Origin of the sequence: Zunongwangia sp. HRR-M8 (genome assembly GCF_027594405.1) — a bacterium.
Classification (GTDB): domain Bacteria; phylum Bacteroidota; class Bacteroidia; order Flavobacteriales; family Flavobacteriaceae; genus Zunongwangia.
Window position 1 is genome coordinate 1,903,018 of record NZ_CP115161.1, and the last position, 11,601, is coordinate 1,914,618.

The following is an 11,601-nucleotide window of genomic DNA, read 5'->3' on the forward strand; positions in this document are numbered from 1 at the left end:
CTAATTTTTAGTACATTTGGCGAATACTTCGACTTATATGGTGGATTTCGTAAACAAGCTATACAAAAATCAGGCGCTTTTTTACAAGGTATTCTTATTCATACTAACGGCAGTTTTAATTGTTTATTTGCTGCCCAAGGGAGGAAAATTCAAATATGAAATTCCTAAAGGAAAACCATGGCAGCATGAGAGTCTTTATGCTCCTTTTGATTTTGCAATTCTAAAATCTGACGAAGAGCTCAAATTAGAAAGAGAAGCTATTTCTGCCAATAATATTCCTTATTACGAATACGATCAACAAATTGCAGATAGGGTTAAAAATAAAGCCTTAGAAGAGATTAACGAGGTATTTGGAGACAGTATTCTAGATAATAATCGTAACCTAATCACCAATTTTGTAACTTCTAGGTTAGACGATATTTATCGATATGGTCTGGCTCAGGAAAATGATCGTATGGAACCAGGCGATCTTATCTATTTGCGTAAAGGTAATGAGGCTTTCGAAATTCCTTATCAAAATGTATTCAAACAGAGAGAAATTAGAGATTACATCAATCAAAAGATCTATGATGCTAATTTAGACAGGTTTAGCAATGATTTATTAGAGGTTTTCTTTAATAGTATTAGTCCAAATATGTTCTATGATAACGAATTTACCGATCGTGTGTTACAGAGCAAACTTGATAACATTTCTTATACCCGTGGAAATATAGAGCAAGGTAGTAGAGTAATTGCTAAAGGCGAAGTTGTAGAAGGTAATAAGTATGATATTTTACGTTCCTTAAAAGCTGAATATGAGTCACAGGTTTGGAGCAAATCAAATTATAATTGGATAATTGTAGGCTATAGTGCTCTAGTGGCTATGGCTTTATTGATGCTACTCCTATTTATACAAAAGTATCGTAGAGAGATTTTTGAGAATAATGTAAAAGTTACTTTCATCTTTTTCAACATCATTTTTATGGTGATGTTGACGACCCTGGTAGTAAATTTTGATGTGAATTATGTATACGTAGTTCCGCTTTGTATCCTGCCTTTAAGTTTAAAAGCATTTTTTGATGCTCGCTTGGGAATGTTTACGCACGTAATTACAGTATTACTCTTGGGCTTTATCGTTCCGAATAGTTACGAGTACATGTTCTTGCAGATTATTGCAGGAATAGTAACGATTTTGACAATTTCAGAATTATATAAAAGAGCAAATCTTTTTATATCTGTAGGTCAAATTACACTGGTTTACATTATTTCTTATTTTGCATTTACTATTATTCAGGAAGGAACGATAGAAGATATTAAAGCTGAAGTTTTTCTTACGTTTTTATTAGGCGGTTTAGCTACATTATTTGTGCAGCCCTTAATCTATATTTATGAGAAGATTTTCGGGATGGTTTCAGATATGTCTTTGTTGGAGTTATCTGATACTAATAGTGCACTATTAAAACAACTTTCTGAAAAAGCGCCAGGCACATTTCACCATTCGTTAAATGTTGCTAATCTTGCTGAAGCCGCAGCAAACGAAATTAACGCAAACGCCATGCTAGTTAGGGTAGGAGCTTTGTATCACGATATTGGGAAAATGGAAAATCCTACATATTATACCGAAAATCAGATTTCCTCGGTAAATTCTCACGACGATCTTGCACCGCAGGAAAGTGCGCAGATTATTATCGATCATGTGATTTTGGGAATAGAAACTGCTAGAAAAAATAATTTACCAGATCGCGTAATCGATTTTATTCGCACACACCACGGTACGAGTACGGTTTATTATTTTTATATGAAGGCTAAAGAGATGGATGATGAAGTTGATGCTAACGATTTTAGATATCCCGGTCCTATTCCTTTTAGTAAGGAAACTGCTATTCTAATGATGTGTGATAGCGTTGAAGCGGCCAGTAAAAGTTTAAAAGAACCAACTTCCATACTTATAGATAGTTTTGTAGAAAAAATCATCAATAAGCAAATGGAAGATGGACAATTCTTAAATGCTAATATTACATTCAAAGAAATTCAAATGATCAAAAAAATTCTTAAGCGTAAACTTAAGAATATCTATCATTTACGTATCGAATATCCCGAATAATGAATTATTCAATTCCTTTTATTTCGTGTTCTTCATCATTAATGGTGAATTTATCTCCGGGTTGTTTGCCCTCTAATTCCTTATAAATAGGAGCTTTCGTAGAAATCGCAAAGATCTGGCTTCCATCTTCCATATTTATTTCACCTAGAGGAACAGAGACAAAATAATAATTTCTATCTGTTTCTACTACGCTGCCTAATCCTATGATATTATTTTTATGCTCTGGATCTATTTTGCTTAGTTCTTCTTTCTGTTCTTGAGCTTCGCTTAGATAACCTGCATGTTTTTCGAAATCTCCAAGCATTTGCCCCTTGTTATCCTCATCATAATCAGTTTTTATATCGTTATTTTCCATAGACTGTTTAATTTCGTCCATGCGATTTTGATGTTGTTCGATCTTAGCATTAATCATGTCAATGCAATTATAATACAGTTCTTTTTTATTAGTTTTCATTGTAATTTTTTTAATTTTTCTAAAAATACTTATCTGTTTTTGCCTATTCTAAGAATTAATAAAAGTTTAGTATCTGCTAAATCTGGAAATTTAATTAAATAAGCCCTAAAGCTTATAATGTGAATTTATAAGTCTAAAAGCTTATAATTATAAAATATTAGTTATTTGACTTATATTTTATATCTTTGGAAATATGGTAGCAGTAATTAGCGCAGATTTGATAGATTCTTCATCTTACCCAACAGAATTTCTGGATTTGGTGATAGAAACTATGCAAAAAGAATTTGATCTTTTCGCCAAATATTTTTCAGAAGAAAAGAGTAATTTTAAGATATACAGAGGAGATAGCGTCCAGGGGATGCTAACCAATCCAGAAAATGCCTTGTTATTTTCTCTATTTTTAAAAACAGCTTTAAATAAGCTTGAATATGAAAAGGATTCAGCAATCAAAGCAGATTTAAGAATCGCTATAGGGATTGGAAGTATTGATTTAAAGCGGGATGAAATTTCTGAAAGTAACGGAAAAGCCTTTCAGCTTTCAGGAAGAACTCTAGATGAAATGAAATTTACTGGACGAAAATTAATGCTGAAAACGCCTAACATCGATTTAAATGGTGAGTTTTATACTAGTCTAGCCTTATTCGATTTTATTGCAGACCGATGGAGTACCGCGTCTGCTGAAGTTATTTATTATTTGCTTCAGGATTATAAGGAAAAGGAAATTGCAAAGATTCTGGGTATTAGTCAAAGTGCGGTTAATCAACGGAAAAAAACTGCGGGCTGGGACCCTATTTCAGATTTATTGACACGTTTTAAAGAGAAAATTTCAGAAACATTTAAAGAACAAGAATGATTTTTTTACAACTTCTTCTAGCACATATTCTTACCGATTTTGTTTTTCAAACTACAAAATGGGTTAAGCAAAAGCAGAAGAAAAAATCTAAATCTGTATTTCTCTATGTTCATGCATTTTTGGCCGGTCTATTATCTTATCTAATTATGCGAGATTGGGAGCAATTTCTTGTTCCTGTTTTTATAAGTGTTACCCATTTTTTAATAGACTTATGGAAATTAAATCAAAAAAGGGATAATCTTACCTATTTTTTACTCGATCAATTATTCCATATCGTAATCATTACAATCGCATATCTGTATTTAATTTCAGGATTTAATACCGTAGTGCCAAATTTAATATCACTGTTAGAATCGAATGTATTTTTAGCTATACTAGTCGCTTATCTATTAGTCATTTTTCCGGTAGGTTTTATAATTGGTAAAGCGACAGAAAAATGGAATGATGAGATTCTTAAGAACACGAAAGAATCTTTAAGCCTGAAAGCTGCGGGACGCTATATTGGTATTTTTGAACGTATTTTAGTGCTAACTTTAATCTTAACCGATAACTTTTCAGCCATCGGTTTTCTTATAGCCGCAAAATCTATTTTAAGATTTGCAGATAAAAATGAAGCAAGTGCCCGTAAACAAACAGAGTATGTGCTTATCGGGACACTTATGAGTTTTTCGATTACAATTATAATAGGATTGTTAGTACGCCATATCGCGTTCTAAAAGCTGAATATTATCCTGTAACCTCTGCCTAACCAAATTCATCATTCGCTTATTTAAGGCAGAAGAATTTTCGATATAGCTTTGGTATTCTTCAATAGTGAATTGTCCTATTATCATACCTTTTAGGCTATTACGAAATTTTATATCTCGCTGTATCGCATTTTCTATATACATCAAACGTTTATCGATGCCCAGCTCATAAAATGCATTTTTATGCTTCGTTATGTAGTTTCTAAAAGCTGCTACCAGTAAATCATTTTGAAGTTTTACAATAGGCCGAAGAGTCCCGTTTTGAAATTTCTCTTCAGCACTCATATTTTCCGAAACTTTAGCTGAAGGGATTTCTGGCCTTAGTTGGGTTAATTGGTAATCACGTGGATTCATAATAAAGGCGTTTGCTCTAATATACTAATTATTAGGCTGCATAAATCATACGCAAATTTTACTTGTAAACCGGTTATAAACAAAACAGCGCTATCCCAGCGATAATAAGTGTAATTGGATTTTGCCTAATCAACATTCATCATTGGTACAAAGTGAGTTAAAATCGTCTTAATCGTTCGCTTGTGCTGTTTTCTTCTTGTTACCTTTAAGAAAAACCATTTAAAAATTGTTTTATGATCACTTCAAAAAATCCTTATACAGGAGAAGTTGTAGAGGAATTTAAAGAATATACAAAGGAAGAAGTAAATGCAGCAATCGAAAGAGCTGATAATCGTTTTAAAACCTGGCGTAAGGTAAGTTATGAGGAAAAACGTGATTTAATGCTGAATGCAGCGAAAGAACTGCGTGAGAATCAAAAAGCTTATGCCGAAGATATTACTACAGAAATGGGCAAACCTATTTCACAAGCCATGGCAGAAATTGAAAAGTGCGCCTGGGTTTGCGAATATTATGCTGAAAATGCAAAAAATCACTTAGCAAACGAAACGATTGAAACAGATGCACAAAAAAGCTATGTTAGTTACGAACCAATTGGAGTTGTTTTAGCTATTATGCCATGGAATTACCCATTCTGGCAAGCATTTAGATTTGCGGCACCAGCTTTAATGGCAGGAAACATTGGGCTTTTAAAGCATGCAAGTAATGTGATGCGCTCTGCAAATAATATTCAGACAGTTTTTGAAAAAGCCGGCTTTCCAAAAGACTGTTTTCAAAACTTAGTAATTTCAAGTAGTAAAATAGAAGAGATTTTAAAGGACGATCGCGTAAAAGCAGTGACGCTTACGGGAAGTAAACCTGCAGGAAGTGCAGTAGCCGCTACAGCTGGTAGCGAGATAAAGAAATCGGTTTTAGAACTTGGCGGTAGTAATGCGCTGGTAGTTTTTAAGGATGCAAATATTCAAAAAACCGTAGAAACTTGTGTGCAGGCAAGATACCAAAATACCGGGCAAAGTTGTATTGCCGGTAAACGTTTGCTATTGCACGAAAGCATCGAAGATCAATTTATGGAAGAGTTCGTTAAACAGGTTAGAGAGCTAAAAAGTGGAGATCCAATGGATGAAGATACGTACATAGGTACTCTAGCGCGTGAAGATTTAGCTGAAGATTTAGAATCCCAAATTAAAGATTCTGTAGAAAAAGGAGCAAAAATCGTACTTGGCGGTAAGCGCGATAAAGCCTATTTTGAGCCTACTATCTTAACCAATGTGAAAAAAGGTATGCGAGTTTTTGATGAAGAAACTTTTGGCCCGGCAATTTCAGTTACGACTTTTAAAGAAAATCAGGAAGCTATAGATCTCGTAAATTATTCAGATTTTGGATTGGGAGTTTCCATTTTTACGGAAGATTTTGATTTTGCTGAAGGAATTATTTCTGAGTTTGAAGACGGAGCAGTCTTTGTAAATGAGCTTGTAAAAAGTGACCCCAGATTGCCTTTTGGAGGTACTAAAATTTCGGGATACGGTAGAGAACTTTCTTCTCACGGAATTCAGGAATTTGTGAATAGAAAAACAGTGTATTTCAACAAATATTAATTTAAAGAACAATCCATGAAATTTGGAAAAGTTGATGATCCGGGAAGCGTAGATTTCACGCTTCCAAAAGATCATCCTCAAACAAAAGAAATTTTAAATAAACAAAAGACCTCGAAATTTGAGAATGTTAGAATTGGTTGTGCGAAATGGAATCGACAGGATCTAAAAAACTTTTATCCTCGCGGCACAAAAGATGAATTGACATTCTATGCAACGCAATTTAATGCCATTGAATTAAATGCTTCTTTTTACCGAATCTTTCCAGATACACAGTTTGAAACCTGGTATGGTAAAGCTGCAGACGATTTTCAGTTTTCGCCTAAAGTTCCAAGAATCATTAGTCATATAAAACGTCTTAACGACACTGAACGTTTAGTAGATGATGTTGTTGCCAATATGCTGCCTTTAAAAGAAAAGCTTGGTTGCTGTTTCCTGCAAATGCCAGATAATTTTATGCCGAAGTGGATAGAGCGATTAGAGCCTTTTTTAAAGCATTGGCCTAAAGAGATCCCATTAGCCGTAGAATTACGCCATACCGAATGGCATAACGATGCCGAAGTTGCAGATCAATTGAATGCGTTATTAATTAAGTATAATATTTCGAGCATTATTGTAGATGCTGCAGGGAGAAGAGATTTGTTGCATATGCGACTAACAAATGATACTGCATTTATTCGATATAACGGAGCTAATCACCCATCTGATTATGAAAGGTTAGATGACTGGCTGGAAAGAATAGGAGAGTGGTACGAGCAGGGATTAAAGCAGCTTTATTTCTATGTGCATCAAAATCTTGAAGAAGCCTCTCCGTTACTTTCAGCATATTTTATTGAAAAGTTCAATAAAAAGTTTGGAACCGATATTGTGATTCCAAAGACTTTACCACCTAAAAAATAAATTATGAGTGCAGAAATAGCTGTTACAGTAGATAATGTAATATTATGTAAATCTAAGGATAGGTTTAAAATTGTGCTAATAAAGCGCAAAAATGATCCTTTTAAGGGAAAATGGGCATTGCCAGGAGGTTTTGTAGAGGAAAATGAAGACTTGCCCGATGCTGCAAAACGAGAGCTTAAAGAAGAAACCGGTTTGATTGTAGAGAATAACGAACAGGTGGGAACTTTTGGAAAACCAAATAGAGATCCGCGTGGCCGAATGATTTCAGTGGTATACTTAAGTTTAATAAATTCAGAAGAAAAATTAAAAGGAGATAGTGATGCGGCAGATGCAAGATGGTTTAGTATTGATAATTTACCAAAATTAGCTTTTGATCATGATGAGATCATAAAAACAGCTTATCAATATTTATAATATGGAATTAACAAATTTGATCAATATTCGTACTCTATCTAAATATCATTATAGGACATCGCTGAGCTATTTTTTTGGATGAATTCTTCGTAATTTTGAAAATAAAAAAATGAGATTTCATACAAGAAAGTGGATCAAACCCCAAGATTTAAATCCAAATAGAACCCTTTTTGGTGGCCGATTGTTAGAATGGATTGATGAAGAATGTGCTTTATATAGCATCATTCAGCTTGAAAATCCTAAGACGGTAACCAAATATATGAGTGAAATAGATTTTAAAAGTTCGGCCAAAGAAGGCGATATCATTGAAATTGGTATCGAAGTTGTGAAATTTGGATCGGCTTCTATTTCTCTAAAATGTGAGGTTAGGAATAAAATGACCAGAGAAACAATTATTACGGTGGACAAAATTGTTATGGTTGGTTTAGACGAAAATGGAAAGCCAAAGCCTCACGGAAAAACAGAGGTAGAATATGTAAAAGATCGTTTGGGAGATAAATAATTATTCTCCCTTTTTTATATCCTTGGCTAATCGCACAGGAAATTCTGTTTCCCCACCATAGAGCTTTATTTCCTGTATGTCTGCCGGCATGTAGAAGCCGTGATCTTCTAAGGCTTCTTTTATTGTTCTTACTACATTTCCTTTAGTAATAAGCGCCATTTTTCTAAAGTCGGTAGTATCTACCCAAAAGAAAACCTTTAAGTTAACTGTACTTGTCGCCAATTCATCTTCGATAACAAAGTTTTCATGTAACTCGTCTGAAATTACTGTGGGTTCTTTCTGAAGTGTTTCCATAACAACTTTTTTAGCGGCATCAATATTATCCTCGTAGGCTATGCCAATTATAAAATCCCATCTAAAAAATCCATCTTCGGTATAATTGGTAACTGGTTTTCTAAGAACATCACTATTTGGGATATAAACATCTTTACCATCGAAAGTTTTCAATTTTGTATATCGAAATTCTAGCGCTTTTACTTTTCCGAAGTTATCTCCAATTTCCACGGTGTCGTTTACATCAAATGGTCTGTTGAAAGCTAGAATAACTCCTGAAATAAAATTTTCTCCAATATCTTTAAAAGCAAATCCTAGGATTAACGCACTCGCCCCGGCAGCTGTAAAAATTCCTGTTGCTATGGCGCCCAAACCGGCTGCTTTTAGCCCTAAGATAATGGCAATTACTATTATTACAAACTTTATAGCTTTCCCTAAAAAACGACTCATTAAGGGATCTTGAGTGCGCCTAGAGATTTTTCGGGTAATGAAGTTACCTATTGAAGATCCAATTAAAACGCCTAAAATGATTAACAGCAAACCAAAGCCGATACCAGGTAATTGATCGATAAAATCCTGATAGTAATTAGTTGTAGCAGTTGTTAAATCGTGAATTTGATTTGTTTCCTGAATGATCATTTTTTTGTTTTTTCTTGGTCCTCTTCTTTCTCTTCTTTTATTTGCTTTTGGGCATTTTTAAGTTGCTCTTCTGTAGGCGGCTCAGGAGTTTGGGCATCGGCTCTTTCTGGCTCGAAAGTTATTTCAGCAAAAGCCGGAAAGTGATCGGAACTGATATCTTTTCCTACTTCTAATCTTTTTACTCTAAATTCTTCTGTAGTAAAAACATGATCTAAAGGCCAGCGCATAATAATATTCTTTGCATTGAACGTATTGTAAAAACCACGACCAATACGTAAATCTAATAATCCGCCAACTTTTCTAAATAATCTGGTAGTTTGCGACCAGGCAACATCATTAAAGTCGCCCATAACAATAACAGGATATTTAGAATGATGAGTTCGTAAAGCAATTCGCATCATTTCTGCATCTCTATCAGAAGAGGTAGGATTATGTTGCGGCATAGGAGGAGTAGGATGGATGCTATAAAACTGAATAGTATCCCCGTTGAAAATAAATTTAGTATCGATAGAAGGAATACTGTCTTCTACCATATAATGTACCTCGGGATCAATTAATTTTAATTTGGAATAGAATAGCATTCCGTAGGTGTTATCTAACGGAATTTCTTTTTTGTAAGGATATTTTTTAGATAACTCTGGCGATACATCCTTCATCCATTGAGCATCTGTTTCATCCAATATCAATAAATCTGGATCAAGTCTTTCAACTTCAGCTAAAATACTTTTGTGATCTTTATTTTTTTGAAGAACGTTCGCGGTTAGCAGCTTAATTGAAGGCTTATCTATACTGCTGTCTCCTAATTCAGGTTCCGCTAAAACGGTATAAGGGTAGATTTTACCTGATTGGACTACAAGACAAGCTATAAGCAAAGCTACAAAAACATAGTCCTCTGTCCATCGAATATTAAATTTTATAAAGTATAATAATAAAGCTAAACCTGTGAGAATAGTTAATTGTACATGCGGAAAATCAAATACTCTAATCCACCAATAATCTGCGGCGACAAAAGGAAAAATTGTAAGAACAATGGCTATTATACCAAATACTTGGAGGAAGCGACGTAGTTTCATAGCAAGCAATTTATACCAAATTGCTGTAGCACTGTGTTTACGTTAGGTTAATTTTTCTCCTGAATATCATAGAATCTTTTAATATCATCTCCTGAAGGTGATTCGAATATTTGTAACCCAAAATAGGGCATCGCAGCAATAATATGATCAAAAATATCTGCAGTTATATATTCAAAATTTTCCCATCGCTTGTCTTTACTAAAACATAAGATTTCTATCGGGATACCTTTATCTGTAGGAGCAAGATGGCGAACAATGATATATAATTCTTTATGAATGGCTGAATGGTCGTTAAGATAAGAATCGATATATTTTCTAAAAATACCTAAGTTAGTTTGATTTCTACCGTTTAAAGGCAACGAACGATCAATATTATTTTCTGAATTATATTTATCTATTTCCTCCTGGCGATTGTGGACGTATTTTTTGATCAATGAAATTTTACTGATTTCTTGCAAATCTTCAGAAGTCATAAATTTTACTGAGTTTTGCTTTACATAGACCGCTCTTTTAATTCGCCGTCCGGGAGATTCCTGCATTCCTCTCCAGTTTTGGAAGGATTCAGAAATTAAACTATAGGTAGGAATTGTGGTAAACGTATTGTCCCAGTTTTGAACTCTCACCGTCGCTAAACTTATTTCAGTAACATTTCCATCGGCTCCATATTTTTCAAACGTAATCCAGTCTCCAATACGTACAATATCGTTAACAGCAACTTGTATAGAAGCTACAAATCCTAAAATAGTATCCTTAAAAACCAATAAAAGTACAGCTGAAGCGGCACCTAATGAAATTATAAATCGTTGGATCGATTCTCCGGTGATTTCAGCAAAAATAAACATTAGCCCTATCACCCAAACCATAATCATAACTACCTGAATGTAGCTATCTACTGGTTTATCATTAAATTGACGTAATGTCTTTAAAAATTTTTTGGAAGTTCTTAATAAACTTCTACAAATCCAGATACATAAGATAATTACGTAAAGATCAAACAGTTTATCGAACAAATATAGAATGGCAGGATAATCTACAAAAACGATGGGAACCAGGTAATAAAGCAGCATTAAAGGAATAATCTGCCCTACATAATTTGGAAATCTACTTTGAATCAAAAAATCATCAAAAGTAGTTTTTGTTTTATCGGTAAGCGTTTTAAATGTTTTTATTACAAATCGCTTAATAAGATAATTTGCTCCTAAAACAACAACTAGAAGAACAAAAATGTTTAATAATAGATTTGAATAATGAGCAATTTTATAATTCACTCCGTTAGATAGCAAGAAGTCCTCTAACAGGCAGGAAAGATGCTTTACAAATTCATCCAATTTAATCATGGCAAATATTTTCTTTCAACGTAAAAAGGACCTAATGGTAAAATAGAACAAAGGATTACTATCAATAGCTGCTTGATGTTCCAGTTTAATTTTTCGTACATATAATAGGCTCCTAAAACATATAAAACGAATAAAATACCGTGTGCCATTCCTACGATTCTTACCATAGATGGCATGTCCCAAATATATTTTAAAGGCATGGCGATTAGTAGTAAAACCAAAAAGGAAATAGCTTCTAGCGTGCTTATTATTTTGAAAATCTTAATGGATATCGTTCTTTCCATATAAAAATTATTAGGGCTGCAAAGATAAGTTTTTTGATTGCGAATTCCTGAAGATTATTATCCTAAATAAAGAAATGATTAAGATGGCTATTGAAATTTA

13 protein-coding genes are annotated in these 11,601 nt (G+C 33.8%); 7 read left to right on the forward strand and 6 right to left on the reverse strand.

The window, feature by feature from the left end:
- The first annotated feature begins 37 nt into the window (after nt 1-37).
- Nucleotides 38-2,083 carry an HD family phosphohydrolase gene (locus PBT89_RS08155; RefSeq protein WP_270061445.1) on the forward strand — a complete coding sequence of 682 codons (2,046 nt, stop codon included), beginning with the start codon at nt 38-40 and terminating at the stop codon, nt 2,081-2,083.
- Nucleotides 2,084-2,087: 4 nt separating this feature from the next.
- Here PBT89_RS08155 and PBT89_RS08160 read toward each other — a convergent pair whose 3' ends face one another.
- Complete coding sequence (locus PBT89_RS08160) at nt 2,088-2,537, reverse strand: transcription elongation factor (protein ID WP_270064212.1); 450 nt, start codon at nt 2,535-2,537, stop codon at nt 2,088-2,090.
- Between the two features lie 193 nt (nt 2,538-2,730).
- Here PBT89_RS08160 and PBT89_RS08165 point away from each other — a divergent pair, with 193 nt between their 5' ends.
- Together PBT89_RS08165 and PBT89_RS08170 are read left to right on the forward strand one after the other, a co-directional pair.
- A complete protein-coding gene (locus tag PBT89_RS08165) occupies nt 2,731-3,390 on the forward strand; it encodes a SatD family protein (RefSeq protein WP_270064213.1) in 660 nt (219 codons plus the stop codon).
- Nucleotides 3,387-4,106, forward strand: coding sequence for a DUF3307 domain-containing protein (locus tag PBT89_RS08170; protein WP_270064214.1), 720 nt, complete (start codon nt 3,387-3,389; stop codon nt 4,104-4,106). Before PBT89_RS08165 ends, PBT89_RS08170 begins: the two co-directional genes overlap by 4 nt.
- Here the strand turns inward: PBT89_RS08170 and PBT89_RS08175 are convergent.
- The gene (locus PBT89_RS08175; RefSeq protein ID WP_270058150.1) at nt 4,083-4,490 is read right to left on the reverse strand and encodes a glyoxalase; all 408 of its coding nucleotides are present in this window, start codon (nt 4,488-4,490) and stop codon (nt 4,083-4,085) included. The two genes, PBT89_RS08170 and PBT89_RS08175, sit on opposite strands and share 24 nt — an antisense overlap.
- 233 nt (nt 4,491-4,723) lie before the next feature.
- Here PBT89_RS08175 and PBT89_RS08180 point away from each other — a divergent pair, with 233 nt between their 5' ends.
- From PBT89_RS08180 to PBT89_RS08195, 4 genes are all read left to right on the forward strand, one after another.
- Complete coding sequence (locus tag PBT89_RS08180; RefSeq protein ID WP_270064215.1) at nt 4,724-6,082, forward strand: NAD-dependent succinate-semialdehyde dehydrogenase; 1,359 nt, start codon at nt 4,724-4,726, stop codon at nt 6,080-6,082.
- A 15-nt stretch (nt 6,083-6,097) separates the two neighbouring features.
- Complete coding sequence (locus tag PBT89_RS08185; protein ID WP_270064216.1) at nt 6,098-6,979, forward strand: DUF72 domain-containing protein; 882 nt, start codon at nt 6,098-6,100, stop codon at nt 6,977-6,979.
- A 3-nt stretch (nt 6,980-6,982) separates the two neighbouring features.
- Entirely contained in the window at nt 6,983-7,393 is a 411-nt protein-coding gene (locus tag PBT89_RS08190; protein ID WP_270064217.1) for an NUDIX hydrolase, read from the forward strand.
- 109 nt (nt 7,394-7,502) lie between these two features.
- The gene (locus tag PBT89_RS08195; RefSeq protein WP_270058146.1) at nt 7,503-7,895 is read left to right on the forward strand and encodes an acyl-CoA thioesterase; all 393 of its coding nucleotides are present in this window, start codon (nt 7,503-7,505) and stop codon (nt 7,893-7,895) included.
- On the opposite strand, the gene PBT89_RS08200 is transcribed toward PBT89_RS08195, so the two are convergent.
- Genes PBT89_RS08200 through PBT89_RS08215 form a run of 4 tightly spaced genes read right to left on the reverse strand, consistent with a single transcriptional unit; the run spans nt 7,896 to nt 11,501 of the window.
- Nucleotides 7,896-8,807, reverse strand: a complete 912-nt coding sequence (locus tag PBT89_RS08200) for a mechanosensitive ion channel family protein (RefSeq protein WP_270058145.1) — start codon at nt 8,805-8,807, stop codon at nt 7,896-7,898.
- Nucleotides 8,804-9,880, reverse strand: coding sequence for an endonuclease/exonuclease/phosphatase family protein (locus PBT89_RS08205; protein WP_270064218.1), 1,077 nt, complete (start codon nt 9,878-9,880; stop codon nt 8,804-8,806). Before PBT89_RS08205 ends, PBT89_RS08200 begins: the two co-directional genes overlap by 4 nt.
- Nucleotides 9,881-9,927: 47 nt before the next feature.
- Nucleotides 9,928-11,217 (reverse strand): mechanosensitive ion channel family protein, encoded by a 1,290-nt coding sequence (locus tag PBT89_RS08210; protein WP_270064219.1) that lies wholly within the window; start codon nt 11,215-11,217, stop codon nt 9,928-9,930.
- Nucleotides 11,214-11,501 (reverse strand): DUF3817 domain-containing protein, encoded by a 288-nt coding sequence (locus PBT89_RS08215; protein WP_270064220.1) that lies wholly within the window; start codon nt 11,499-11,501, stop codon nt 11,214-11,216. The genes PBT89_RS08210 and PBT89_RS08215 overlap by 4 nt, the downstream gene beginning before the upstream one ends.
- Nucleotides 11,502-11,601 lie beyond the last annotated feature (100 nt).